This window comes from Nocardia sienata NBRC 100364 (assembly GCF_001613205.1).
GTDB classification, from domain to species: Bacteria; Actinomycetota; Actinomycetes; order Mycobacteriales; family Mycobacteriaceae; genus Nocardia; species Nocardia sienata.
Map to the genome: position 1 here is coordinate 117,102 of NZ_BDBX01000038.1, position 25,803 is coordinate 142,904.

Annotated in this window: 21 protein-coding genes; 10 read left to right on the plus strand and 11 right to left on the minus strand. The window is 68.7% G+C overall.

Annotated elements, in window-relative coordinates:
- Positions 1-72 precede the first annotated feature (72 nt).
- The 8 genes from hisD to NS4_RS20905 all read right to left on the minus strand — a co-directional run bounded on the left by hisD (position 73) and on the right by NS4_RS20905 (position 9,381).
- The gene (gene hisD / locus NS4_RS20870; protein WP_245665590.1) at positions 73-1,281 is read right to left on the minus strand and encodes a histidinol dehydrogenase; all 1,209 of its coding nucleotides are present in this window, start codon (positions 1,279-1,281) and stop codon (positions 73-75) included.
- A gap of 522 nt (positions 1,282-1,803) precedes the next feature.
- On the minus strand, positions 1,804-3,183 hold the full coding sequence (locus tag NS4_RS20875; RefSeq protein ID WP_063061202.1) for a tripartite tricarboxylate transporter permease: 1,380 nt from the start codon (positions 3,181-3,183) through the stop codon (positions 1,804-1,806).
- The gene (locus NS4_RS20880) at positions 3,180-3,671 is read right to left on the minus strand and encodes a hypothetical protein (protein WP_063061203.1); all 492 of its coding nucleotides are present in this window, start codon (positions 3,669-3,671) and stop codon (positions 3,180-3,182) included. Before NS4_RS20880 ends, NS4_RS20875 begins: the two co-directional genes overlap by 4 nt.
- A 34-nt stretch (positions 3,672-3,705) precedes the next feature.
- Entirely contained in the window at positions 3,706-4,668 is a 963-nt protein-coding gene (locus NS4_RS20885; RefSeq protein ID WP_063061204.1) for a hydroxymethylglutaryl-CoA lyase, read from the minus strand.
- Position 4,669: 1 nt separating this feature from the next.
- Complete coding sequence (locus NS4_RS20890; protein ID WP_063061205.1) at positions 4,670-5,944, minus strand: hydroxymethylglutaryl-CoA reductase, degradative; 1,275 nt, start codon at positions 5,942-5,944, stop codon at positions 4,670-4,672.
- Positions 5,945-6,092: 148 nt separating this feature from the next.
- On the minus strand, positions 6,093-8,009 hold the full coding sequence (locus NS4_RS20895) for a helix-turn-helix domain-containing protein (RefSeq protein WP_063061206.1): 1,917 nt from the start codon (positions 8,007-8,009) through the stop codon (positions 6,093-6,095).
- Positions 8,010-8,237: 228 nt separating this feature from the next.
- On the minus strand, positions 8,238-8,777 hold the full coding sequence (locus tag NS4_RS20900) for a hypothetical protein (RefSeq protein WP_063061207.1): 540 nt from the start codon (positions 8,775-8,777) through the stop codon (positions 8,238-8,240).
- Between the two features lie 115 nt (positions 8,778-8,892).
- A complete protein-coding gene (locus NS4_RS20905; RefSeq protein WP_063061240.1) occupies positions 8,893-9,381 on the minus strand; it encodes a DUF1269 domain-containing protein in 489 nt (162 codons plus the stop codon).
- A 311-nt stretch (positions 9,382-9,692) separates the two neighbouring features.
- On the opposite strand from NS4_RS20905, the gene NS4_RS20915 reads away from it, so the two are divergent.
- Positions 9,693-10,241, plus strand: coding sequence for a M15 family metallopeptidase (locus tag NS4_RS20915; RefSeq protein WP_063061209.1), 549 nt, complete (start codon positions 9,693-9,695; stop codon positions 10,239-10,241).
- Positions 10,242-10,321: 80 nt separating this feature from the next.
- On the opposite strand, the gene NS4_RS20920 is transcribed toward NS4_RS20915, so the two are convergent.
- Positions 10,322-11,554, minus strand: a complete 1,233-nt coding sequence (locus NS4_RS20920) for an XRE family transcriptional regulator (RefSeq protein WP_369690223.1) — start codon at positions 11,552-11,554, stop codon at positions 10,322-10,324.
- Positions 11,555-11,767: 213 nt separating this feature from the next.
- Here NS4_RS20920 and NS4_RS20925 point away from each other — a divergent pair, with 213 nt between their 5' ends.
- Positions 11,768-12,073: a hypothetical protein gene (locus tag NS4_RS20925; RefSeq protein WP_063061210.1), complete on the plus strand. Its 306-nt coding sequence runs from the start codon at positions 11,768-11,770 to the stop codon at positions 12,071-12,073.
- A 31-nt stretch (positions 12,074-12,104) separates the two neighbouring features.
- On the opposite strand, the gene NS4_RS20930 is transcribed toward NS4_RS20925, so the two are convergent.
- A complete protein-coding gene (locus NS4_RS20930) occupies positions 12,105-12,992 on the minus strand; it encodes a PAC2 family protein (protein WP_063061211.1) in 888 nt (295 codons plus the stop codon).
- 143 nt (positions 12,993-13,135) lie between these two features.
- On the opposite strand from NS4_RS20930, the gene metH reads away from it, so the two are divergent.
- The 8 genes from metH (at position 13,136) to hisG (ending at position 24,680) form a co-directional block, all read left to right on the plus strand.
- Positions 13,136-16,732 (plus strand): methionine synthase, encoded by a 3,597-nt coding sequence (metH, locus tag NS4_RS20935; protein WP_063061212.1) that lies wholly within the window; start codon positions 13,136-13,138, stop codon positions 16,730-16,732.
- 317 nt (positions 16,733-17,049) lie between these two features.
- Positions 17,050-18,648: a serine/threonine-protein kinase gene (locus NS4_RS20940; RefSeq protein WP_063061213.1), complete on the plus strand. Its 1,599-nt coding sequence runs from the start codon at positions 17,050-17,052 to the stop codon at positions 18,646-18,648.
- A 111-nt stretch (positions 18,649-18,759) separates the two neighbouring features.
- Positions 18,760-19,458 carry an HAD family hydrolase gene (locus NS4_RS20945; RefSeq protein ID WP_063061214.1) on the plus strand — a complete coding sequence of 233 codons (699 nt, stop codon included), beginning with the start codon at positions 18,760-18,762 and terminating at the stop codon, positions 19,456-19,458.
- 403 nt (positions 19,459-19,861) lie between these two features.
- A complete protein-coding gene (locus NS4_RS20950) occupies positions 19,862-20,722 on the plus strand; it encodes a HalD/BesD family halogenase (protein WP_063061215.1) in 861 nt (286 codons plus the stop codon).
- A 44-nt stretch (positions 20,723-20,766) separates the two neighbouring features.
- Positions 20,767-21,588 carry a class I SAM-dependent methyltransferase gene (locus NS4_RS20955; RefSeq protein ID WP_063061242.1) on the plus strand — a complete coding sequence of 274 codons (822 nt, stop codon included), beginning with the start codon at positions 20,767-20,769 and terminating at the stop codon, positions 21,586-21,588.
- Positions 21,589-21,633: 45 nt separating this feature from the next.
- A complete protein-coding gene (locus NS4_RS20960; protein ID WP_063061216.1) occupies positions 21,634-23,448 on the plus strand; it encodes a choline/carnitine O-acyltransferase in 1,815 nt (604 codons plus the stop codon).
- Positions 23,449-23,530: 82 nt separating this feature from the next.
- Positions 23,531-23,794, plus strand: a complete 264-nt coding sequence (locus NS4_RS20965) for a phosphoribosyl-ATP diphosphatase (RefSeq protein WP_030521337.1) — start codon at positions 23,531-23,533, stop codon at positions 23,792-23,794.
- A gap of 34 nt (positions 23,795-23,828) precedes the next feature.
- Positions 23,829-24,680, plus strand: a complete 852-nt coding sequence (gene hisG, locus NS4_RS20970) for an ATP phosphoribosyltransferase (RefSeq protein ID WP_063061217.1) — start codon at positions 23,829-23,831, stop codon at positions 24,678-24,680.
- A 199-nt stretch (positions 24,681-24,879) separates the two neighbouring features.
- Here the strand turns inward: hisG and NS4_RS20975 are convergent, their stop codons facing one another.
- The gene (locus NS4_RS20975; protein WP_084487552.1) at positions 24,880-25,776 is read right to left on the minus strand and encodes a RecB family exonuclease; all 897 of its coding nucleotides are present in this window, start codon (positions 25,774-25,776) and stop codon (positions 24,880-24,882) included.
- Between the last annotated feature and the right edge of the window lie 27 nt (positions 25,777-25,803).

Here is a 25,803-nt window from a genome sequence, read left to right on the forward strand (position 1 = left end):
CCCACCCCGGTGATTCGGGGTGGGGGCACTCCTGTGTAGAGCCGAACGGGCTGATGGCCCGCCGGGCCTATCTCAGGCCTCGCCGGTCCGGTAGGCGTCGAGGCGGATGGTCGCGGTCGCCTCGTGAGCGGCCATACCTTCGTACTGCGAGATGGTTTCGACGGCACCGGCCGTCTCGGGGGTGGCCGACCGCTCTACGCGCTGGTAGGTCAGCGGCTTGAGGAAGCGGGAGACCGACAGGCCCGCATTGTGTTTGGCGCCACCTGCGGTCGGTAGTACGTGGTTGGTGCCCGCCATACCCTTGTCGGAGTACGCCACCGTGCTCCAGCGGCCCAGGAAGATCGAACCGTAGTTGTGCAGGGTGTTGTGGTAGTACTCGTCGTCGCCGGTCTGGATCTCCAAATGTTCCGGCGCCAGATCGTCCATCAGGGCGGCGGCGGTCGCGGCGTCCTTGGCCCAGGTCACCGAACCGTAGTCGCGCCAGGCCGGACCGGCGATATCGCGCGTCTTCAGGGTCTCCAGCTGCCGGTCGGCTTCGGCGATCACCGCTTCGCCCAGTTGCCGCGAGGTGGTGACCAGGGCGGCGGGTGATTCGGTGCCGTGTTCGGCCTGGCCGAGGAGATCGGCGGCGACCGTGGCCGGATCGGCGGTTTCGTCGGCGATCACCGCGACCTCCGAGGGGCCGGCCAGTAGGTCGATGGCGACCTTGCCGAAGAGCTGCCGTTTGGCCTCGGCCACATAGGCGTTGCCGGCGCCGACCAGCATATCGACCGATGGCTCCCCGAGCAGGCCGAACGCCATGGCGGCCAGCGCCTGGACACCGCCGAGCACGTAGACGCGGTCGGCGCCGGAGAGATGGCAGGAGTAGAGCACGGCGGGGTCGGCGGTGCCGTCGCGGCGCGGGGGAGTGCAGGCGAGGACGGTCGGGACCCCGGCCACCTTGGCCACGCCGACGGTCATGAACGCCCCGGCGAGCAGCGGGAAACGACCGGCCGGCACGTAGGCGCCCACCCGCGAGATCGGTACATAGCGAACGCCGGTGGTCAGGCCGGGAGCCGGGCGGGTCTCAAAATCGACCAGATGTGAACGGGTTTCCCGGGCGAACGCGCTGGTCCGTTCGTGGCCCAGTTCCAGTGCCGCCCGTAGTTCGGGTGACAGCGAATCCCCCGACCGCGCCAGCTCCGCCGCGCCCAGTTCGACCTGGCCGGACGTGAACCCGTCGAGATCGCGGGCATAGGACAGCACCGCGTCGAGGCCGCCCTGCTCGATCGTGGAGAGCATCTCCGAGACGGTAGCGATGACTGGGCGGCCGGGCGGTCCAGCGCGGGGCGCTTGAGGATCTGGAAGGAGCCTTCGAGTTCGGCGAGGCGGGCGGGGGTGAACTTCATAATTCGACGGTATGGCTGCCCGAGCCGATGGACAACCCATTGCAATCCTTGGATAAGCAAAGGGTAACCCTATGAAGTCCTGCCTTGTCCGCGGGCGCTATCGGCGGGGGCGATATCGACGACCACGGCGAGGGCGGCGACCAGGGTGAGCACAACCGTGGGGATCACGGTGGCGTGGGTGGACGCCCGGCCGCGAGTCCGCTGCCGACGCGAGCCCGTCCGATCGAGGCGAGTCCGCCGGCCTCGATGATGCCCTGCCGGAACATGCTCGACCAGGACACCGGAATCGGTGAGTCGCCGGACTTGCCTACCGGTGTGGACTGTGGAGACGCTGTATGGCAATGGTTCCGCCGCCGCACCGTGGTCGGTGGCGGCGGCGGAACCCTTGGATTTTCCGGAGACAGTCGGTGCTCGCTCAGAGGGCGAGCACCGCGGGGATCGTCAGGACCGCGACGTAGTAACCCATGAACAACACTCCGGCGTGGATCTTGAAGAACCGGCACAGCAGGCCGCCCACGAGACCGACCGTGAGTGTGACGGCGAGTCCCAGAATCCCGCCCTCCCACACGCTGATCACCACGACGAGTCCGGCGAAGGCGGCGATGATGGCTTCGTGGCTGACGAACCGCACGACGACGGTCGCGGCCCGGTGGGCGAAGTTCATCGCGAAGGGGTAGGCGATGAGGCCGGCCACCGCGACGGCAGCGAGTCCGTAGAGCAGGAATTCGGTGCTGGTGAGTGCCGTGGACAGGTTGTCGATATTGCCGTTGCTGTCGTCGGTGGTGAAAACCGGTGGCGCGTTGAACAAGGGCGCGGCGGGCCCGGCGGCGACCGGACTCAGCGGTAGTCCGAAGGCGATGAGAGGGATCAGGGCTTCGGCGATATAGGTGGATTCGGTTGTGCCGTTGCGGGCGGCGATCACCGAAGTGAGCCGGCGGTAGCCGTGTTTGATGCGGCTCCCGACCAATTCGCCCATCAGGACCGTCATGGCGACCGGGCTGAAAACGAAAGTGGCGCTGGAAACGGTGGCGGTGGCCGCGACATAGCCGGTCTGTCCACGGTCGAGGATCCGGAAGGGATTGGGAAAGTAGCCCTTCCAGGTCTTGACGTCGGGTGCGAGCCATACCGTCGCCGGCTCCTCACGTGCCATCTCGGCACGTCCCTGCGGTCCCAAGGACAAGAAGAGGTCGGCGATCAGTGGTCCGACGGCGATGCCGAGGAAGTAACTGATGTTGAGCGCGACATCGTAGGACGACGTGAGCTGTTTGAGACCGAGGATGAGGACCACGAACGGTACGAGCGCGAGCACGCCCGCCCATTTCCCGGGCGACGCGTAGGCGATGCCGATGGCGGCCAGCAGGAACAACCACGGCGCAGCGGACTGGACCGTGTCGGCGACCGGGGCCAGCAGCACGGCGAACAGGACGGCGGCGGGGACGGCTATCACAGCGGCGATGAGGGCCGCGGAGATCGCTTTGCGGAGCGCGATATGGGGAACGCCCAACGCGCGCAGCATCCGCGCTTCGCGCAAGAGCGGGACCGCCATCGTGTCCCCGGGAATGCCGAGGAGTGTGGTCGGCGCCGCATGCGTCATATGTTTGGCCACGGCTCCGGCGAGGAAGAATGTGAACACGCCTGCCGGGGGAGCGCCGAGCAGAATCACCAGCAGGGTCAGCGGGGCGATGGTCGCGGTTTCGTCGGTACCCGAAACCATGCCGATCAACGAGAAGACGATGGCGCCGACCACGGCGAGCATGATGGCCAGCGCGATATCGCTGGTGAGAATCGAACTCATGACACTGTCCCGGTGGTGGAGTGTTCGGCTTCGGTGAACCGCTCACGCAGCCCGAGTTCGTCGAGTTCGCGCCGGGTGTGTGCGGGCAGATCGTCGAGCGAGCCCAGCCCCTGTCGTTCCTCGCGCAGGGCGGCGATGACCTCGCCGACGGCCGCGTCTTCGGACACCTCGGTGACCACGATCCGCTTCGGACGGAAAAGTCGCCCGCAGATCAGGCCGGCGATCACACATCCGGCGATCCCCACGAGGAGAGCGTAGGCGTCGGCGAGCGAGTCGTTCGACACGAACGAAGAGAATGCCCGGTCCGCCAGCAGGAGTGCGGACAGGCTCACGCCGACGCCGATGACCACGGATACGGCCAGGTGGCGACCGACGACGGTATCACCCCATACCTCCAGGTACTGCGGATGTTCGCGGCCGGAGACCGGCTCTGCGGTGGGCGGGTCGACCGGTGTCGCTGCCGCGGTCGGCGGGGGTTGGGTGGGCATGGGTACTCCGTCGGCGTCGAGGGGGTCGGGCAGGTCAGGATGTCGAGGCGGTGAGGGCATGGACCACTCGCGAAGGGCTGGGCCGACCCAGGACGGTGGACATCCACCGGGAAGTCGCGGTGAGCGTGTCCAGGTCGATTCCGGTGGTGATACCGAGGCCGTGCAGCATCCACACCAGGTCCTCGGTGGCGAGATTTCCGGTGGCTCCGGCGGCATACGGGCAGCGGCCCAGGCCCCCGGCTGCGCTGTCGAACTCGGTGATCCCCGCGTTCAGGGCGGCATAGACGTTCGCGAGCGCCTGGCCGTAGGTGTCGTGGAAATGCATCGCCGTGTCCTCCGGGCGGATACCGCGGTCGAACAGGGCTTCCAGCAGGTCGAGGACGTGTCCGGGTGTGGCGACCCCGATGGTGTCGCCCAGCGAGATCGAGGCCACCCCCATGTCGAGGAGGCGTTCGGCGATATCGGCGACGGCCGAGGCGTCGACAGCGCCCTCCCAGGGGTCCCCGAAACACATCGAGATGTATCCGCGCGTGGCGAGACCTTGTGCTCCGGCGCCGTGCACTACGGGGCGTGCGGATTCGATCGCACCGTCGACGGTGGTGTGCAGGTTCTTGTCCGCGAAGGTCTCGGTCGCGCTCACGAATACGGCGAGTTCCGTGGCGCCGGCGGCCATCGCCCTGTCGAGCCCGCGGCGGTTCGGTGCCAGCACCACCCGGCGGATATCGCTGGGCAGGTCCAGGACGGCCAGCAGCTGCTCGGCATCGGACAGCTGTGGGATCCATCGCGGTGAGACGAAGCTCGTGAGCTCGAGCGCCGACACCCCCGCGGCGGCGAGCCGCCGGCAGAATTCGGCTTTGACCGGTGTCGGCACCACAGTGGCCTCTGCCTGGAGACCGTCGCGGGGGCCGACTTCGTACACCCGGACCGCGGCCGGCAGATCCGGCCTGCGGTGGACATGCGGTACGGGCCGGCGGACGGCCTCGGTGTGCGGCGCCACCTCAGCTCCGTTCCCGCAGGTCGGCGAGCACCTTCTCGGCGTGCTCGACGCGAATGTTCCGGTCCTGGATGAGTTGCGCGACGACAGCGTCGAGCTCCGCGGTCCCCGCTCCGGCGGTGACCGCGACGGTACGGGCGTGCAGGCTCATATGGCCACGCTGGATGCCTTCGGCCGCGAGGGCGCGACAGGCGGCGAGATTCTGGGCCAGGCCCACCGCGACCACGACCTCCGCGAGTTCGGTGGCCGACTCCACGCCGAGGATCTTGATCGCTGCCCGCGCGCCGGGATGGGCCTTGGTGGCTCCACCCACCAGACCGACCGCCATCGGCACCTCCAGCGTGCCGGACAGGTGTCCGTCGGCGGTCTTCTCGAAGTGCGAAAGGGCCGTGTACCGCCCATCGGGACCGACGGCGTGGGAATGACAGCCCGCCTCGACGGCGCGGGTGTCGTTGCCGGAGGCCAGTACCGCGGCGGTGATGCCGTTCATGATGCCCTTGTTGTGTGTGGCGGCACGGTAGGGGTCGGCTTCGGCGAGCGCGCAGGCGTGCACGATATCGTCGACGACCTGCTCGCCGCCCAGCAGATCACGGTCGAAGACGGCGCGGGCCCGCACGATCCGCCGGTCGGCCATATTGGTGAGGATGCGGAGCAGGGGCCGCCCGCCGGCGATGGCCGCGAGCCGGGGCGCGATGGCCTCGGCCATGGTGTTGACCGCGTTGGCCCCCATCGCATCGCGCACATCGACCACCAGATGCGCGACGACATGCGTGCCGGTTCGCGTCGGCACCAGGCGCACCTGTAGGTCCATCGCGCCGCCGCCGAACCGGACCAGCGTCGGGTCCTGCTCGTTGGCGAGGTCCACCACGGTCGAGCGTTGTTCCAGAATGCGCAGGCGCGCGGCCTCGGGATCGGGTATGTCCAGCAACTGGATCTGCGCCTGCATCACCGGGCCGGTGCCGGAGGTGAAGAATCCGCCTCGCTCGCGGGCCATGCGCGCGGCATTGCTCGCCGCCGCGACGACCGACGGCTCCTCGGTGGCCATGGGAACCAGATAATCTCGGCCGTTGATCCGGAAGTTGGTGGCGATGCCGACCGGAATACCCAGCACTCCGATCACATTCTCGATCATGTGATCGGCATGCTCGGTGTCCAGACCGTGCGCGGGGTCGAGAACGTCCAGCTCCGCGACAGCTACCCCGGTCCGCTCGGAAACCACCGAGCGGCGTTGCTCGACGGACGAGTCCTTGAATCCCGGAATCCTGCTGTTCACGGTCACTGCGCCACCCTCCACATCGCGGGGTGCGGTATTCGCGGCCCCGATGAACGTTTGCCGGCTCCGACGGTACGACCGCGCTGTAACCCGCGACATGTGTGATGACCACATGAAAACGTGGATTCAGTGTGTTGGGACCATATTTTGCTGGTCATAGTCGGGATACCGAACGCAACTCGTCCAGCCGAGTGGCGAGCGAAATACGGAACAGGTGTTCGTCTTGGCGCCAATCCGCGCCGAGCAGGGATTTGATGCGGTCGAGTCGCTGCAGAATCGTGTTGGGGTGATAGTTCAGCGCTCGCGCGGTTTTCGTCGGGCTTGCCTCGTGCCGCACGAAGGTGCGCAGTGTGGTGAGCAGATCGGTGCCGTGCCGGGCGTCGTAGTCCAGGACCGGACCGATGGTGAGATCGAGGAAGGACTGCAGGGCTTGCGGGTTGGCGCCGAACAGGACGGTGTACGGGGCGTAGGCGTCGGTGGCGACCGCGCGGTCGTCGATGCCCAGCCCGGTCAGCAGGCGCACCGTCTGTTGCGCTGTGCGGAACAGGTCCGGGAGCTCGTCGGGCGCGGCGGCCCGCGGCGGGGCCACGACCAGTACCGGGGCCCCGAGTGCGCCGATGAGATGCCTTCGCAGATCGTTCGCGAAGGCCATCGGGTCGACAGCAGATCCGATTACCGTGATGGTGGCCGCGTGCTCACCCACCAGCCCGCCGCGGCCGAGGAAACCCGCGGCGGCGCGTTCGGCCCCGGTCCGCCGGGCCGGCGGCACATCGACTATCAGCAGCGTACGCAGTTCGGACAATGTCAGGCGGTGGTTGCGCGCCCGCTGGTCCATACCGCGACGTCGCTCCGGTGAGGAATGCAGCAGGTCGGCGATGAGTTCGCCGCGCTCACGGCGGTATGCGTCGGTGACCGCCCGCTGTTGCAGGGCCAGCAGAGCGGCGACCTGAGCCGCCCGTTCGATCGTGCGTCGCTCCACCGGACCCAGTTCCACGCTGCCCGGGCTGAGCAGCAGGGCCCCGAAGTGGAGTTCACCGGCGGTGACGGCGGCGACCGCCTCCACCGATCGGTTGTTCGCGACGGTCCGGCAGTGCCCGGTCGCACGACTCAGCGAGATCGCGGCACGCACATCCGGGGACAGACTCACCGCCGTATGCTCCTGCTCCGCGGCCGCGGAGGCGGCCAGCGAGAAGGAGTCGGCGTCGATGATCGTCACCCGCCGGTCCAGCGCCGCCGCCAAGGTGCGCGCGACCTGTGTGAAGCCACCTCCGGACAGGACGGCGTGGACGAGTTCCTGGTGGACCGCGCTCGACCGATCGCGTGCTTCCAGGTGCGCGGTCAATTTCTCCAGGGCGCCGCGAGTGCGGTCCTGCGACTCCCGCAGTTGCGTGAGGATGTTCGCGGTCTGCAACACCACCGAGGCGTGGTCGGCCAGAGCCGAGAGCAGCGCGATCTCTTCGGGGGTGAACTGGTGTTCCTGCCGGGTCGCGGCGAAGAGCACACCGAGTACGGTCCCGTCGGAGAGCATGGGGACGCCGAGGATGGAGATGATCCCCTCGGCGAAGACGGCGTCGTCGATGGTGTGCTCGTGGGGGCCACCCGCGTACTCGCTGTACCGCGGCACCCACTGCGCCGACCGGGTATCGGCGATCCGGCTCGCCAGTCCCGTCCCGGCGGGGACGTGCAGGTCCTGGAATTGCGGGGTCACCGCCCCCATCGTCTTGCGGACGTGCAGGTCGCGGGTGGTGGTGTCGAACTCCGACAGATAGGTCACGTCGGTGCCCATCATCTCGTGGGCGCGCGCCACCAACCTGGCCAGCAGCGCATCGATATCACGCACCTCGGCCAGATCGCGGGCACTGGAGAACAGCGCGGTGAGCTCCTGTTCGCGGCGCCGTAGGCGGGTGACCTCGGCCCGGTCGCGACGCGCGTGGTCGACGATATCCCCCACCGTGCCGGTATCGAGTCCCAGTTCGGTCAGCGAGGTCGCCAGCGTCGTGACATCCGGTTCGCCGCGGGTGACGGCGCGAAGAACCTCGTGAAGGATACGGGCGAGGTCACTGCTGTTCATGGTTACAGACTGCCTGTGTCCACCGGCCCGGCTCGATGCGCTCCCCGTGACCGCCGCCGAGTACGACACCAGGGAGCCGAGGTGTACCACGCGGGGAACACCGACGGCGAGCAGGAGGAGCAGGCCCACTTCCCGATCCGTGGCAGCGCGACCGGCTGCGCCGCGATCGCCTCCGGCGCCGAGGTAAGCCCGTGGGCTGCGGTGTCGGCGGGTCGCGTGGGCGCGGCCTCAATGGGTCAGCGCGATCTTGACGATCACGACCAGGGCGGCGGCGAGGGCGAGCAGCAGCGCGGTGATGGCGGTGGCGCGGGTGGGATGGCGGCCGCGGAGTCTGCCGATGACGAAGACGATCCCGCCGATACGCACGAGGATGACCAGTTCGGCGAGGATCTGCGCAGTCCTGGGTTGCAGCCAGCCCAGCCAGCCGGCGGCGAGAACGGCACAGGGCAGGACCGCCGAGGTGAGGATCGGGACCGAATTGCGGAGTGCGCGGACTCGGTCGGCGACAGTGGTGGTGTGCTGTTCGCGGACGGTGCGGGCGACCGTCTCGGCGAAACTGTGGGCCAGGAAGGTGGAGACGGCGGTGCCGGCCACGACCAGGATGCCGAGGTGTTTCTCGGCGGTGACAATGGGGACGAGGGCGGTGAGCACGAGGATGTTGCCGTAGATGTAGGCGCTGATCCGGCTGGCGGCGTTATCGCGGTCCAGCGGAATCCGACGGGAGAACAGCGGCCCGTGCAGCACAGTGGTCAGGTCGGAATCCGTCACCGGATCGGCCCGGCCGAGGACACCGGCGCCGCGGTCTGCGGATCGCCCACGATCCCGGGTGCGGCAATCGGTGGATGAGCGTTCACGGGCACTCCTGCGAGGCGGGAGCCGGAGATCAGTCGGCGAAGACCTCGCGCAATGTGGCTTCCTGCTCATGAGACAGGTTGGTGGAGACCAACTCCGCCGACTGGCCGTGGAACGCCTCGTGCACCCGGTCCATCGTGGCATCGGAGGTCAACGCGAACAGCGCCGAGGTGCCGGGGGTGAGCTTGTCGCGCACCTCCTTGATGAAGTCGTCGTCGATACCGATATCGGCCAGCGACCCCGACATCGCACCCAGACCCGCACCCATCGCGGCACCGATCAGCGGGATGAAGAACAACAGCCCGAACAGCAGGCCCCAGAACGCGCCGCCCAGCGCACCGAGCCCGGCGAGGCTGTGTAGCTGGCGGGTCTTGGGTTTCTTCGCGTCCGCCGGCCAACTGACCACCGCGGCGTCCTGCACGGTGATCAACTCCCGGCGTCGCAGATCGTCCAATGTCGATACTGCGGTATCGGCGCCGGTGGCGGTGGGGAACTTCCAGACGGTCAACGTACCGGCCATCTCCGGCTCCTTCATCAAGGGTGAGTACGCTTCCGGCTCGACCCTAGGGCCGGTCGTGCGCCGGTTCCTCACCCGCTACGGGTGAGGAACCGGGTCGCCGGTGACGGGCAACTCGTCCGCCGCGGTCGCCACCGCGGTGGACATGCTGGGCGCCGCCGTAGCCCTGGCACTTTCGAGCGACGAGCGGGCTGCCGCGGCGTTCGATTCCGACCGGTCGGCGGGTGACAAAACCATGGCCTCCGGATCACGTTTGTGCAGCTCAGAACAAATGTCAGCGAACGCGGTGGGGTCGCGCCGATAGGATTCGCGACATGATCGACCCCGCGCGCCTATTGCCGCGCCGCATCGCTGTGACGGCCGCGATCCTGGCGGCCACGGCCGCCGGACCGGTCCTGGGCGCCGCGCCCGCCGGGGCGGCGCCCGCATCCCCCGCCCCCGCGCCGGCGTTCCCGGTCCCGCCGCTCACCGAGGTGGCGGCGGCGGGCACCGAGGGCCTGGACCCGCTGCTGGCACTGGCCTACACGATGGCCGAACAGGAGGCGCACGCGCAGGGGGTGCCGATGTCGATCAACTCGGGCCATCGCACACCCGAGGAACAGCGGGCGATGTGGGAGGAGGGGCTGCGCACCTACGGGAGCCCCGAGGAAACCCGGCGCTGGGTGCTACCCCCGGAGGAGTCCACCCACGTCACCGGCCGGGCCGTCGATATCGCGCCCCGGGAGGGCGCCGCCTGGCTGGAGGCCAACGGCAACCGCTGGGGGCTGTGCCGGACCTTCGACAACGAATGGTGGCATTTCGAACTGGCCACCTTGCCGGGGACGGCTTGCCCGGCCCGGGTCCCCGATGCCGCACACCGGTGACGCGGGGCCGGCGGACTGCTGCCGGCCCTTCGGCCACCGGTGGCGGCATGCCGAATCGGTGAGTGGACGCCCGACGTAGCTCACACGCCCGACAGCGATCTGAGCTCGTCCAGGAAGGCACGGGTTCGTGGGTCGCCCGGGAAATTGTCCACCAGTTCCTGCGCCACCTCGCTGCCGATGCACAGCAGTGAGGGCAGGGATCGCCGTTTGGCCTCGAATGCCCGCCGACCCTGCGCCACCGCCAGTTCCAGATCGCGCCCGCGGGCGGCGACCACGGCCAGGGTGAGATGGGCTTCGGCGACCCGCATCGGATTGCGTACCGAACCGTCCAGCCCGACCGAGTCGGCCAGTACCGCCCGCGCGTACATCTCGGCGCGCGTATCGTCGCCGACGACCCGGGAGCAGTCCATGGCGTAGAAATCGAACTTCTGCGGGTCCACGACGAAGTGATTGTCGAGATCGTCGGGGTGGCCCAGCCGGTTCAGCAGTGTCCGGCCCTCGGCCAGGGCCGCGTCCACCGCCGCGCGATCGCCCAGCCGCGCCCAGGCTTTCGCACGCTGAGCGGCCAGCTGCACACCGACCCCGGCGGCCGCGCATTCCGCCGGCACCGCCTCGACCGCCTGGATCACCCCGCGATGATTGCCCTGGGTCAAGGCGAACCAGGCCGCCAGTTCCGAACTCCAGCCGATGATCTCGGCGTGCCCGGCCTCCTGGCCGAGCGACCGGGCCGCCCGCCGGGTGGCCTCGGCGCTGCTGCGCCGGCCGAGATCGTATTCGAGACAGCCGAGCAGCAGTGCCACCCAGCCGGCCAGTTCCAGGACTTCTCTGTGCTGTGACAGGGTGAGCCGGCTGTCGAGCAGCGCGGCGATCCGGCGCAGCCAGCCCGCGGCCTCGAGATGGAGTTCGTGTGGATCGGTGGAGGCGTAGTCACAGCACAGCCGCTGCGCAGTGATGCGCACCGCGTCCAGGGTGGCCGCCGAAACGTCGGACATCCGAAGGCGGCCCATGAATTCGAGCGTGTCCATGCCGGTGGCGGTGAGCAATTCGTCGTCGCGGCTCGGCCGGGCCTTCGGGAAGAATGCCGCGGCCACCGAATCGAAGGCGGCCGCGATGAGAGGTGCGTAGAAATCGTCGGGACGTGACTCGCCCGATTCCCAACGCCGCCAATTGCGTAGCAGTGTGCTGTCGGTCGGGAGATTGTGGGACGACTTGGCGCGCAGTGCGCGGACGGCGTCCGCCTGTGACCACCCACGCGCATCGCGTTCCGAGCGCATCCGGATGGCCCACAGCGGACGATCTTCAGCAGCAGTCACGCGGCCAGTATTGCACCAGCTAACTTTTCGTGGACCCAAGAGGGCATTCAGATGTCCCCGCATGACCTCTTCTGCCGTGGTCGCGGTGGGGGCATGCTCGAATCGGACCGGTTTGGAGCCGGTTCAAGCAACACCCCCGCGAATGCGGGGAGGAGATCCCGGAGCAGGAAATGGTTCCCCGCCCCCGTGTGGGGAAGGATTCAGGAGGTTCGGGTGGAAGCGTTGGTATACGGGTATTTACGCGACGATCTGGCCGCGGGCGACGGTGACGACATGGAGGCCGCGCTACGCGAGCTGGCCGAAGCCCGAGGACTGTGCTTCGCCGCGACGTTCCACGAATCACGTCCTGGTGACGGGACGGCGTTCGCCGAACTGACCCGGGAACTCCAGCGGGCGGACGCCCATCACGTGGTGGTCCCCTCGCTCGATCACCTCACCGGCCAGACGATTCCACGCGAAATGCTCATCGCGAAGCTGGCCAGTGATGCCGCCGCCCGCATCTGGTCGGTGGCCGGCTGAACCGAGGACCCGGCGGCCCGGCCGTACCCCCTCAGCGCCCGAAGCCGCCGGGTCCTCGTCTGCGCAGGTATTTCTCGAATTCGGCGGCCAGGGCGTCACCGTCGATCTTGGCCATTGCCTCGTTCACATCGATCGCGGCGTCGCCGCGCTCCTCCAGCGAACGCACGTATTCGGCGATCTCGTCGTCGGCGACGGTCATCTCGTTCACCGTCGACTCCCACTCCTCGGCCTGCTGGGGCAGTTCGCGCAGCGGCACCTCGATATCGAGGACATCCTCGACCCGGTGCAGCAGCGCGATCGTCGCCTTCGGGTTCGGCGGCTGCGATACGTAGTGCGGTACCGCGGCCCAGAACGACACCGCCGGAACTCCGGCCTTCACGCACTGATCCTGGAGCACCCCGGTGATACCGGTGGGTCCCTCGTAGCGGGTCTGCTCGAGGTTGAACTGCTCGGCCGCTTCCTTGCTGTAGGCCGAACCCGTGACCGGCACCGGCCGGGTGTGCGGGGTATCGGCGAGCAGCGCCCCGAGGATCACCACGGTCTGCACGCCGAGCTGGTCGATGAACTCGAGCAGATCCGCGCAGAAGCGCCGCCACCGCATATTCGGTTCGATACCGCGTAACAGCACCACATCGCGGTCGCTGCCGGGCGGGGAGCAGACCGACAGGACGGTCGCAGGCCAGACGATCTCCCGGGTGACCCCCTCCACCTGCCGGACCATCGGCCGGTTCACCTGGTAGTCGTAATAGTCCTCGGAATCGAGTTCGGCCAGTGGCCGCGCATCCCAGATCAACTCCAGATGCTCCACCGCGCCGCTGGCGGCGTCACCAGCGTCGTTCCAGCCCTCGAAGGCCGCAACGAGCACCGGGTCGCGCAGTGCGGGCAGTTCCCGATCCACCGGAGATTCACTCGAGCTCACCCCTGCCAGCCTACGGGGCGGGCCGCCACCGGCGCGCAGTATCTGTCCCGCCGCGCCTGTCGCGGCGTCGCCGGTTGTGGTCGCCCGCACAGGGCAGGAAGCAGGGCGACACCGTGACGGAGGCGCACACTAGTCTGGAATCCATGTCTGCCTCCCGCTCCGCCGAGTTCGATACCACGTTGCTCGACACTCTCACCAGGCGTGTCGTGATCGGTGACGGCGCGATGGGTACGATGCTGCAGGCCGTGGACCTGACGCTCGACGATTTCCGTGGGCTCGAGGGCTGCAACGAGATCCTCAACGACACCCGGCCCGAGGTGCTGCGGCATATCCATCGCTCCTATTTCGAGGCCGGCGCCGATGCCGTGGAGACCAATACCTTCGGCTGTAACCTGCCCAATCTGGGCGACTACGGGATCGCCGACCGGATCCGGGACCTCTCGGAGAAAGGGACCCGGCTGGCCCGCGAGGTCGCCGACGAGATGGGACCGGGCCCCGACGGCGTGCCGCGGTACGTGCTCGGCTCCATGGGCCCCGGGACCAAACTGCCCACGCTCGGCCACGCGCCGTACGCGGAGTTGCGCGACGCCTACACCGAGGCCGCGCTCGGCATGCTCGATGGTGGCGCCGATGCGGTTCTGATCGAGACCTGCCAGGACCTGCTGCAGGTCAAGGCCGCGATCAACGGCACCCGGCGGGCCATGGACCGGGCCGGGCGCCGGATCCCGATCATCACCCACGTCACGGTGGAGACCACCGGCACCATGCTGGTCGGCAGTGAGATCGGCGCGGCGCTGACGGCCCTGGAGCCGCTGGGTATCGACCTGATCGGTCTCAACTGCGCCACCGGGCCGGACGAGATGAGCGAACACCTGCGCTACCTGTCCCAGCACGCGCGCATCCCGGTGTCGGTGATGCCCAACGCGGGTCTGCCGGTGCTCGGCGCGCACGGCGCGGAGTACCCGCTGACCCCGGAAGAGCTGGCCGTCGCACTGCGTGGGTTCGTCGCCGACTACGGCCTGGCCCTGGTCGGCGGCTGCTGCGGTACCACCCCGGAACATATCCGCCAGGTGGCCGAGGCGGTCCGTGAGGTCGAGACCGGGCTGGCGCCGATCGGGCAACGCCGCACGCCCGACCCCGAGCCGAGCATCTCGAGCATGTACACCGCGGTGCCGTTCCGGCAGGACGCGAGTGTGCTGATGATCGGCGAACGCACCAACGCCAACGGTTCGAAGGCCTTCCGGGAGGCGATGCTCGCCCAGGACTGGGCCAAATGCCTCGATATCGCCAAGGACCAGACCCGCGACGGCGCCCATCTGCTCGACCTCTGCGTCGACTACGTCGGCCGCGACGGTACTGCCGATATGTCGGAACTGGCGTCCCGGCTGGCCACCGCCTCCACGCTGCCGATCATGCTCGACTCCACCGAGACGCCGGTGCTGCGCGCGGGCCTGGAACATCTGGGCGGGCGCTGTGCGGTGAACTCGGTGAACTACGAAGACGGCGACGGCCCGGATTCACGGTTTCAGAAGACCATGGCACTGGTCGCCGAGCACGGGGCCGCGGTGGTCGCCCTGACCATCGACGAGGAGGGACAGGCCCGCACCGCCGAGCACAAGGTCGCCATCGCCGAACGGCTCATCGCCGATATCACCGGCAACTGGGGTCTGCGCGAGAGCGACATCATCATCGACACCCTCACCTTCACCCTGGGCACCGGGCAGGAGGAGTCGCGTCGCGACGGTCTGGAGACCGTCGAGGCCATCCGGGAACTCAAACGCCGCCACCCCGAGGTGCAGACCACGCTGGGCCTGTCGAATATCTCCTTCGGGCTCAACCCCGCCGCGCGCCAGGTGCTGAACTCGGTGTTCATGCACGAATGCGTGCAGGCCGGCCTGGACAGCGCCATCGTGCACGCCTCGAAGATCCTGCCGATGAGCCGGATCCCGGACGAGCAGCGCGAGACGGCCCTGGATCTGGTCTACGACCGCCGCCGCGAGGGGTACGACCCGCTGCAGAAACTCATGCAGTTGTTCGAAGGTGTGTCCACGGCCGACTCCCGCGCCTCACGGGCCGACGAACTGGCCGCGCTGCCGCTGTTCGACCGGCTCGAGCGGCGCATCGTCGACGGTGAGCGGGCCGGGATGGAGGCCGATCTCGACGAGGCCATGCGGGAAGTGCCGCCGTTGAAGATCATCAACGAGACGCTGCTGTCGGGGATGAAAACCGTCGGCGAGCTGTTCGGGTCCGGGCAGATGCAGTTGCCGTTCGTGCTGCAGTCGGCCGAGGTCATGAAGGCGGCGGTCGCCCATCTGGAACCCCATATGGAGGCCACCGACGACAGCGGCAAGGGGCGCGTCGTTCTCGCCACGGTCAAGGGCGATGTGCACGATATCGGCAAGAACCTGGTGGACATCATCCTGTCCAACAACGGCTACGAGGTGGTGAACCTGGGCATCAAACAGCCGATCGCGACCATCCTCGACGCCGCGCTGGACAAGAAGGCCGATGTGATCGGCATGTCCGGGCTGCTCGTGAAATCCACCGTGGTGATGAAGGAGAACCTGGAGGAGCTCAACTCCCGCGGGGTCGCCGACCAGTTCCCGGTGCTGCTCGGCGGTGCCGCGCTCACCCGGTCGTATGTGGAGAACGACCTCACCGACGTCTACGAGGGCGATGTGCACTACGCCCGCGACGCCTTCGAGGGCCTGCGGCTGATGGACGAGATCATGTCGCGGAAACGAGGGGAAGGTCCCGATCCGGACAGCCCGGAGGCGGTGGCCGCACGCGAGAAGGCGGCCGAACGCAAAGCGCGTCACGAACGTTCGCGCCGGATCGCCGAACAGCGCCGGGCGGCCGAGACGCCGGTGGAGGTGCCCGCCCGCTCGGACGTGGCCCCCGACCTGCCGGTCCCGGTGCCGCCGTTCTGGGGCACCCGGGTGATCAAAGGCCTTCCGGTACACGAGTACTCCGGTCTGCTGGACGAACGGGCGCTGTTCCTCGGCCAGTGGGGATTGCGCGGCCAGCGCGGCGGCGAGGGCCCCAGCTATGAGGAACTGGTGGAATCCGACGGCCGGCCCCGGCTGCGGGCCTGGCTCGACAAGCTCAGCACCGAGGGCGTGCTGCAGCACGCCGCGGTGGTGTACGGGTATTTCCCGGCGGTGTCCGAAGGTGACGATGTCATCGTGCTCACCGAGCCGCAACCCGATGCGCCGCAACGTCACCGGTTCACCTTCCCGCGCCAGCAGCGCGATCGGTTCCTGTGCGTCGCCGATTTCATCCGCTCGCGCGAGCGTGCCCGCGAGACCGGGCAGGTGGATGTCCTGCCGTTCCAGCTGGTCACCATGGGTCAGCCGATCGCCGACTACGCCAACCAGCTCTTCGCCGACGACAATTACCGGGACTATCTGGAGGTGCACGGCATCGGGGTGCAGCTCACCGAGGCGCTCGCCGAGTACTGGCATCGGCGTATCCGCGAGGAACTCACCCTGGAGGGCCACGCGATCGCCGATTCGGATCCGGCCGATATCGCCGACTACTTCTCGCTCGGTTACCGCGGTGCCCGTTACTCGTTCGGGTACGGCGCGTGCCCGGATCTCGAGGATCGCGCCAAACTGGTGGACCTGCTCGACGCCGGGCGGCTCGGGGTGACGCTGTCGGAGGAACTGCAGTTGCATCCCGAGCAGTCCACCGACGCGTTCGTGCTGCTGCATCCGGAGGCGAAGTACTTCAATGTCTGAGCTCGGTTAAACCTGCGGGCAATGTGATTGTAGTCACTCGCAAGGTCTCCTGGCCGCTCCGGACCGCCGTCGGAGATCGAAAACGCAGGTGATCGAGGTGCGACGGGGTCGGTAAACCCCTACTGCTCGCACGGCTTCCGGGTATCGGAGCGTAGGATTTCCGGGAATTTCCGCTGAGGTTACCGCCGAATCAGAAGTCGCGACAATGTTGTCGCGACAATTCGGTCGCGCCGGGCCGGAGCGGACCCGTAGGCAGCCGCCTGTGACGCGCGGAGTGCTGGAAGACTCGGCGGCGAACAGAAGGGGCCACGACAGAGATGACCAAGGATCGGCTGATCGCCGGACGGTATCGGCTCACGGATCCCATAGGCACCGGCGCCATGGGTGTGGTGTGGCGGGCGCTCGATATCCGGCTCCAGCGCACCGTCGCGGTCAAACAGGTGCTGCTCGGACCCAACCTGACCGAACAGCAGACCTCGGAGGCACGCAAACGCGCACTGCGCGAAGGCCGCATCGCCGCGCGCCTGCACCACCCCAACGCCATCTCGGTGTTCGACGTCGCCGAGGAGGACGGCCAGCCGTGGCTGGTCATGGAATACATGAACGCGCCGAGCCTGGCGAGCCGGCTGAACCTCGACGGCACCATGGGCCCGCGCGAGGTCGCCAAACTCGGCGCCCAGGCGGCGGCCGCACTCGCCGCCGCGCACGACGCCGGTATCGTGCACCGCGATGTGAAACCGGCGAATCTGCTGGTGGGCGACGACGGTACGGTGAAGATCACCGATTTCGGTATCTCCCGCGCCACCGGCGATGTGACGGTGACGGCCACGGGATTCCTGGCCGGCACCCCCGCGTATCTGGCCCCCGAGGTCGCCCGCGGTGAGCAGCCGATACCCGCCTCCGATGTGTTCGCTCTGGGATCCACGCTCTATCACGCGCATACCGGCCGGCCGCCGTTCGGCGACGGTGACAATCCGCTGGCGGTGCTGCACGCGGTGGCCGGTGGTCAGGTCGAACCACCCGCCGGGGCAGGCGCCCTGGGCCCGGTGCTGATGCGACTGCTGGCGACCGAGGTCGCCACCCGGCCCACCATGCACGAGGCACAGGTCATGCTCGAGGAGGTGGCCGCCGGACGGGCGCCGGAACCGGTCGATGCGGTGTCGGCCGCCACCACCAAGATCCTGCCCGCCGATACGGCCGCGACCAGTCCGCTGCCGCCGGATACGCCGGCCGGCGTGCCGGTTCCGCCGCCGGGCGACACCCCGGCGTTCCGCGGTGCCCGGCCGCCCGCCGTGGCGGCCGTTCCCGCTGCCGTCCCGGCCGGCCCCCCCGCGCCGGCACCGCAACGCGCACCGGCCGGTGGGGGCTCCGGGAGCCGCACCCGGGCGGCGCTGCTGGCAGGTACAACCGCATTGGTCCTGGTGGTCGTCGCGGGATTGGTCCTGGCGAATTTCACCGGCGGCGACGACGCCGATGATCCGGCCGCGCGCGCTCCGGGCACCTCACAGGCGCTCGCCCCGGAGACCACCGACTCCGATACCCCGACCACCGCCAGCCCGTCGGCGACCACCACGGCGCCGCCGACCACCACGGCCGAAACCGGCCCACCCTCGGCGGCCCGCGTCGAACAGTTCGTCCGCGGGTACTACGGCCTGCTGCCCGGCAATCCGTCCGCCGCCTGGTCCCAGCTCTCACCCGCGTACCAGGCCACCACCGGCGGCTACGCCGAGTACACCCGTTTCTGGTCGACCATCTCCGCTGTCAGCATCGGCGCGGTGAGGCCGTCGGGCACCGGCTCGGCCGTGGCGACCATCACCTACACCATGAGCAACGGTTCGGTGCAGTCGGAGAACCGGTCCTTCCAGGTGGTGCCGGAGGGCGGTCAGCTGGTGATCACCGCGTCCCAGCTGCAGTGAGCGCCGGCCGATACCTTGCCGCCGGCCGTGGCGCCGAGACGACCGGTCGAAGGTTCGGGTTCGTGAGCCGGGACCGGGCGATGTGATGCACAGCGACGAAAGGCCGTACATATGAACCGGGTTGCCGGCGTGCTGTGGGATATGGACGGCACGCTCCTCGATTCGGAGAAACTCTGGGATATCGGTGTGCGGGAGCTGGCCCGGGAACTGGGCCGGGAGATGACCCAGGAGATCCGGCACGCCCTCATCGGGGCGTCCGGGGCCAACGCGCTGCGAATCATCTTCACCGAATTCGATCTGATTCCCGAGCCCGATGCCGTGGCGGCGGCCGGACATTTCCTGGAACAGCGCGTCACGGAACTGATGAGCGGTCCGATCCCGTGGCGGCCGGGTGCGGTGGAGGCGCTGGAGATGGTGCGTGCCGCGGGTCTGCCCACGGCGCTGGTCACCAACACCAAACGGTCGCTGACCGAGCTGGCGCTCGAGACCCTGGGCCGCGATCGCTTCGACGTCTCGGTCTGCGGCGACGAGGTCCCGCACGGTAAACCGGATCCCGCCGTGTACCTGCGGGCGGCGGAGCTGCTCGGTCTCGAGCCCGGCGCTTGTGTGGCCGTGGAGGATTCCGTCACCGGAGTGGCCGCCGCGACGGCCGCGGGGTGCGCGGTGCTGGTGGTGCCCTGCGAGATCCCCGTCCCGGTGCACCCGTCGCGGGTGCACCGGGACAGCCTGATCGGGCTGTCGCACACCGATCTGGACGATGTGCTGCGGACCTGCCGCGCGGTTGCCGTCAGTGACCCCGCGGCATCCTGAGCCCCGCCGGCTTTCGGTCGTCGACGACCGAGCCGTGGCGCCGACACCGCCGCGGGTGACCGGACCGGGCGTTCGGGACTCCCGCGCGGGTAACGCAGAAGATCGGTCGACCGGTCCCTGATCCGAGCAGAGCCGGGGCGGTTGGACCGGCCCTTCCCGCCGGAGCGCGGCATCGCCATCCGCACCGTGATCCATGCGGGCCGCCGTCTCTGTCCGTGCGCCCGAACATCCGATGATGGGCTGCTTTTTGCTGCCGTCTCCGTCGTCATCGCTGTGATCAGGGACGACCAGCGGTCGTGAACGATGGTGCGCAACAATAAGACCGAACGGTCCGTGACCGGACTCACCCGCTATCTCCGGCAAACACCGGGCGTGTCGCAGACAGTCCGACAACAATATCGCTATGGCCGCCACGGTGACCTTGGACGCAATCGTCGACACATCCCGCTACCCGCTCGCGGAGCCCGGCGCCCCCGGCTGGCGTGCCGCGGTGGCGGCGGCCCGGGCCGACCTCGCCGAGGACGGCTGCACCGTCCTGCGCGAGTTCATCAGGCCCGAACTGCATGCCCTGCTCGCCGAGCAGGGGGAGCGGATGGCGCCGCACGCCTACTACCGCACCGAGCAGGTCAACGCCTACAACATCCCGCTCGACAGCGAATTACCCGAGGACCATCCCGGCCGGATCGTGTTCGAACGCGGTAACGCCTTCGTGCCGCGCGACCGCATTCCCGCCGACGCGCTCATCCACCGCCTCTACACCGACGAGCTGTTCCAGCACTTCCTCGCCGATTGCTTCGGCCGGGACCGGCTACACGAATTCGCCGACCCCCTGGCGGGTCTGGTTCTCAATGTGGTCTCCCCGGGCCAATCGCATCCGTGGCATTTCGATACCAACGAGTTCACCGTCAGCATGCTGACCGCCACCCCCGACGCGGGTGGCGTCTTCGAATACTGCCCCGCGATCCGTTCCCCACAGGCCGAGAACCTGGCGGATGTGCACGCGGTCCTGACCGGATCGGGTGAGCGCCTCATCCGGCGTCTGGTACTGCGCCCCGGGGATCTGCAACTCTTCCAGGGCCGCTTCTCGCTGCACCGGGTCTCCCCGGTGGAGGGTGCGGCCGCGCGGCATACGGCGATCTTCGCCTACAGCGACCGTCCCGGTGTCATCGGCACCGTGGAGCGCACCCGTCAATTGTTCGGACGGGTGCTCCCCGATCATCTCGCCGCGGCCGATGCCGTCCGAGGTGACCGGCTGCTCGATTGACCGAACGCGATCGAGTGGATACCGCCCGAGGAGAGGAACACACCGTGCCAGTTCCGTTGCACACCACCGGGAAAGCATCCTTCGACGACATCTACTCGAGGCCCGATCCGCGTGACTACTACGCGCGGATGTCGGAGTTGGACTATCGCATCCCGGAACTGGCGAAACCGCATCTGCGGCGGCAGATCGCCGAATGCGGCGCGGCGAAGGGGGTCGCACCCAGCGTGCTGGACATCGGCTGTTCCTACGGTGTGAACGCGGCCCTGCTGCGCTGGGACACCACCCTCGCCGAGTTGGCCGGATGGTATGCGGACCCCGGGGCGGGTACGGAGGAGTTGATCGCTCGCGACCGCGCCCGGCCGGCCGGCGCCGGCGCGCTGCCCGGGGTGCGGTTCCTCGGTATGGACGCCTCCGCGCCCGCACTGGACTATGCCCGCGCGGCGGGCCTGCTCGACGACGTGGTGCACGCCGACCTCGAGGCCACCGATCCCGACGACGACCAACGTGCGGTCCTCGCCTCGGCGGACCTGGTCGTCTCGACCGGCTGTATCGGATACGTCACCGAGAAGACGATCGTGCGGATCGCCACCGCCCATCCCGACCGGCGTCCCTGGATGGCCCACTTCGTGCTGCGTATGTACGGTTTCGAACCCATCGAGGCGGAACTGTCGGCCCTGGGCTATCGCACCGAGCGGATGCCCGGCGAGTTCGCCCAGCGCCGGTTCGCCTCGGCGGCCGAGCGGGAGCAGGTGCTGAGTACGCTGGCCGGTAACGGCATCGATACCACCGGCCTGGAGAACGAGGGTTGGCTGTATGCCAATCTCTATGTCTCCCGGCCACTTCCGGCGCCCATATCCATCGCTTGACGCCGGGCGCAAACCCGACGACCGACGACCGAACCGGAGAACGACTTGACCGAACCCACCTTCGCCGCCGAGGACCAGCTCCCGAGGGTCCCGTTGCCGACCCTCGAGGACAGCTGCGCGCGTTTCGTCCAGTGGTGCGCACCGCTGCTGACCGCCGAGCAGTTGGCCGCCACCGAGGCGGCCGTGGCCGATCTGCTGCGACCCGGCGGCCCCGGCCGGGTGCTGCACGACGCGCTGCGCGAATACGACCAGACCCCGGGCGTGGGCAGCTGGCTCGATCAGTTCTGGCCGTCGCGCTACCTGGGCCGGCGGGACCGGATCGCGTTGAACGCCAATTTCTTCTTCCTGTTCCGCGACGATACGGCGCTGGCGAGCTCCACCGCGGCGGACCAGGCCGAGCGCGCCGCCGCGCTGGTCGCCGCCGCGGTCGACTACAAGCTGGCGCTGGACCGGGAGGAGATCCCGCCGGTCACCCAGCGGGGGCAGCGCTTGTCCATGTGGCAGAACAAGTACCTGTTCTCCGAGACCCGGATTCCCGGTCTCGAACAGGACACCGTGCGGGTGCCCTACAGCGAGGCCGAACCCGGCCCGTCCACCGCGCGGCATATCCTCGTGCTGCACCGCGGAGCCATGTTCCGGCTGGACGTTCTCGGGCCGGAAGGCGACCCGTACGCCTTCGAGGATGTGACCGCGGGACTGCGCGCGATCCTCAAATCCGCCACCGAGCCGGCCCCGGCCGGGACCTCGGTCGGACAGCTGACCACCGCGGCGCGCGCCGACTGGGCCCGAGCCCGGGCCCGGCTGCTGACCGATCCGCACAATGCCGAAGCGCTCGACACCGTAGAGACGGCGCTGTTCGCCGTCTGCCTCGAGGATTTCGCCCCCCGCGACGACCTGCACGCCGCCGACACCCTGCTGCACGGTGACAGCGCCAACCGGTGGTTCGACAAATCGGTCTCGTTCATCGTCTTCGCCGACGGCCGGGCGGGGATCAATGTCGAACACTGCGGTCTGGACGGCACCACCATCCTCTCCTTTGTCGACACCCTGCTGGAGACTCCCGTCGCCGAACACCTCCAGCGGTCCGGGGCGCGCGGGCAGGGGCTGCCGCCGGCCGAGCAGATCGAGTTCCGGCTCGATGCGGAACAGCAGGCCGAAGTGGTCGCGGCCGGGGTGGCGTTCGCACAGTACGCCGCGGACAACGCCACCACGGTGGTCTCGTTCTCCGATTTCGGCACCGCCCGGGCCAAGCAACTCGGTATCTCCCCGGACGCGTTCGCGCAGCTGAGCTATCAGCTCGCGCACCGGCGCAGCAAAGGTCTCACCGGCGCCACCTACGAATCCATCGCCACCCGCCAGTACCGCAACGGCCGTACCGAGGCGATGCGTGTGGTGACCCCGGAGATGGTGACCTTCGCCGACACCATGACGGACCCGGCGGCCGATTCCGCCGCGAAGCTGGCCGCCGCCCGCGCCGCCGCCGGCGCGCATGTCGAACGGGCGAAACAGTGCCAGTCGGGTGCGGCGCCGGAGCAGCATCTGTGGGAACTCGAATGGATCCAGCGGCGCCGCGGCGCCGAACTCGGCGTCACCGAGCCCATCCCGCTGTACTCCAGCCCCGGCTGGACCGTCCTGCGCGACGACTACCTGAGCACCAGCTCCGCGCCGTCGGTGAACATCAGCTACTTCGGTTTCGGTTCCACCAGCCCGAAATGCATCGGAATCGCCTACGTGCTGCTGCCCGACCGGTGGAATCTGTACCTGGCCACCCCGGCGGCCGTCGCCGACGAGATGCACGCGTTCGCCGGGCATCTGCGTACCGCCGTCGCCGAGTTGGAGGCCCTGCTCGCCGGAGCGTGAGTGGTACCCGAGTGGGTGCCACGACACAGTGGCGCCCACTCGGGCGGAGTCGCGCGGCGGTGGTCTGAAACAATGACCTGCCGTGAAGACTTTCGAGGCCCTGTTCGCCGAGCTCCAGGATCGCGCAGCCACCCGCCCCGCCGGGTCGGGTACCGTCGCCGCGCTGGACGCGGGCGTCCATACCCAGGGCAAGAAGGTGCTGGAGGAGGCCGGTGAGGTGTGGCTGGCCGCCGAACACGAGGGCGACGAGGCGCTCGCCGAGGAGATCTCCCAGCTCCTGTACTGGGTGCAGGTTCTGATGGTGGGCCGCGGGCTGCGGCTGGAGGACGTCTACCGACATCTGTAGACGCCCGACCGTCCCCCCGACCGAAAGGACCATCATGCTGCGCGTCGCAGTACCCAACAAGGGCGCACTCTCCGAATCCGCGGTGGCCATCCTCACCGAGGCCGGCTACCGCAAACGCACCGATTCCCGCGATCTCACCGTGCTCGACCCGGCCAACCAGGTGGAATTCTTCTTCCTGCGGCCCAAGGACATCGCCATCTACGTCGGCTCCGGCGAACTCGACCTGGGGATCACCGGCCGCGATCTGTCGCTGGATTCGGGCGCGCCCGTGCACGAACGACTCTCGCTCGGATTCGGCGGCTCGACCTTCCGCTACGCCGCCCCGCAGGGCCAGGATTGGAAGGTCGAAGATCTGCAGGACAAGCGGATCGCCACCTCCTATCCCAACCTGGTGCTCGCCGATCTGGCGCGCCGCGGAATCGAAGCCGAGGTGATCCGGCTCGACGGGGCCGTCGAGATCTCCATCCAGCTCGGGGTGGCCGACGCGATCGCCGATGTGGTCGGCTCCGGCCGGACCCTGCGCCAGCACAATCTGGTCGCCTTCGGCGAATCGCTGTGCGATTCCGAAGCCGTGCTGATCGAACGAGCCGGCTCCGACCAGCGCGACCGGGCGCGTAACCAGCTGATCGCCAGGGTCAAGGGCGTGGTGTTCGCTCAGCAGTATCTGATGCTCGATTACGACTGCCCGAAGAACCTGCTGGAACGCGCCGCCGAGCTCACCCCGGGCCTGGAATCCCCGACGGTGGCCCCGCTGGCCGATCCCGGCTGGGTGGCGGTGCGGGCGCTGGTGCCGCGGAAGAAGGGCAACGAGCTGATGGATCAGCTGGCGGAACTGGGCGCCCGGGCCATCCTCGCCACCGATATCCGCTCCTGCCGCGCTTTCTGAATCAGCCGGTGTAGGGCGCTCTGTTCCCGGCTCGGCGCCGAGATCCACCTCTCGGCGCCGAGAGCTCTAAGACCCGTGGGCGGGCCTGTTCACGCCGCCGTGCGCAGGGTGCACATCCGCCTGGTGCCGAGGTCTTCTTCGAAGGCCGGAATCGGTGGTCGGGCCCCGATTCGCCGGGGGCGGGGTAATGGATACCGTCTCATTCCGATACCGATTCGGCGAAGGATTCGGCCGGGGGTTCGTCGTCCGCGGGCCACCCGGGATACGGCGGGGGCGTTCCATCGAATGCCGGGCACAGGCTTTTATAGGCGCAGTAATCACACAGCCAACTCGGATTCGGTGGAAAATCTCCGGTCCGGCCGGCTGCGCGTACCGCGTCCCACAGGGCGGTGAGGGTGCGTTCGAAGCGGAGTAGTTCGTCCTCGTCGGGGGTGTAGGTGAGCAGTTCGGCATCGGCCAGGTAGATCAACCGCAGCTGGGTGGGAACCACACCGCGGGTGCGCAGCAGCATGAGTGCGTAGAACTTCAGCTGGAACAGTGCGCGCGTCTCCTGCGTGGGGCCCGGGGCCCGGCCGGTCTTGTAGTCCACCACTCGCAGTTCTCCGGAGGGCGCCACATCGATCCGGTCCACGAAACCGCGCAGCGGGGCCCCGTCGGGCAGCTGGACCTCGAGCCGGGTCTCACAGGATTCGGGATCGAAGCGGCGGGGATCCTCGAGCCGGTAGTACGTGCGCACCAGGGCGCGGACCTCTTCGAGGAAGGGCGCGACGTCGAGCCCGGCGGCGAGGAGCTCTGCCGCTTCGGGGCGTTGCGCCAGCACCCGGGTCCAGGCCGGCTCGGCCAGCGCGGTCGCGCGGTCGGGATCGCGCTCGGCGGCCGGCAGGGTATAGAGATCTTCGAGGACCGCGTGCACGACGGTGCCGCGCACCGCCTGGCGGCTCGGCGGCTCGGGAATACGGTCGATGGTGCGGAGCCGGTACTTCAGCGGGCACTGTTTGAAATCGGCTGCGCGCGAAGGGGACAACGCCGGTCGGGCGGAGGCGGGTACCGGTTCGAGGCCGGGACCGGCCGGGGGCGTGCTCGGTGGCGCTGACATACCTGGCAGGCTATCCGGCGGCACCGA

Excerpts from the sequence above, each read along its gene's own strand:
- hisD (WP_245665590.1), bottom strand. The coding sequence starts at position 1,281 with ATGCTCTCCACGATCGAGCAGGGCGGCCTCGACGCGGTGCTGTCCTAT.
- NS4_RS20915 (WP_063061209.1), top strand. The coding sequence starts at position 9,693 with ATGATCGACCCCGCGCGCCTATTGCCGCGCCGCATCGCTGTGACGGCC.
- NS4_RS20945 (WP_063061214.1), top strand. The coding sequence starts at position 18,760 with ATGAACCGGGTTGCCGGCGTGCTGTGGGATATGGACGGCACGCTCCTC.
- NS4_RS20940 (WP_063061213.1), top strand. The coding sequence starts at position 17,050 with ATGACCAAGGATCGGCTGATCGCCGGACGGTATCGGCTCACGGATCCC.
- hisG (WP_063061217.1), top strand. The coding sequence starts at position 23,829 with ATGCTGCGCGTCGCAGTACCCAACAAGGGCGCACTCTCCGAATCCGCG.
- NS4_RS20950 (WP_063061215.1), top strand. The coding sequence starts at position 19,862 with ATGGCCGCCACGGTGACCTTGGACGCAATCGTCGACACATCCCGCTAC.
- metH (WP_063061212.1), top strand. The coding sequence starts at position 13,136 with ATGTCTGCCTCCCGCTCCGCCGAGTTCGATACCACGTTGCTCGACACT.
- NS4_RS20905 (WP_063061240.1), bottom strand. The coding sequence starts at position 9,381 with ATGGCCGGTACGTTGACCGTCTGGAAGTTCCCCACCGCCACCGGCGCC.
- NS4_RS20880 (WP_063061203.1), bottom strand. The coding sequence starts at position 3,671 with ATGCCCACCCAACCCCCGCCGACCGCGGCAGCGACACCGGTCGACCCG.
- NS4_RS20895 (WP_063061206.1), bottom strand. The coding sequence starts at position 8,009 with ATGAACAGCAGTGACCTCGCCCGTATCCTTCACGAGGTTCTTCGCGCC.
- NS4_RS20875 (WP_063061202.1), bottom strand. The coding sequence starts at position 3,183 with ATGAGTTCGATTCTCACCAGCGATATCGCGCTGGCCATCATGCTCGCC.
- NS4_RS20975 (WP_084487552.1), bottom strand. The coding sequence starts at position 25,776 with ATGTCAGCGCCACCGAGCACGCCCCCGGCCGGTCCCGGCCTCGAACCG.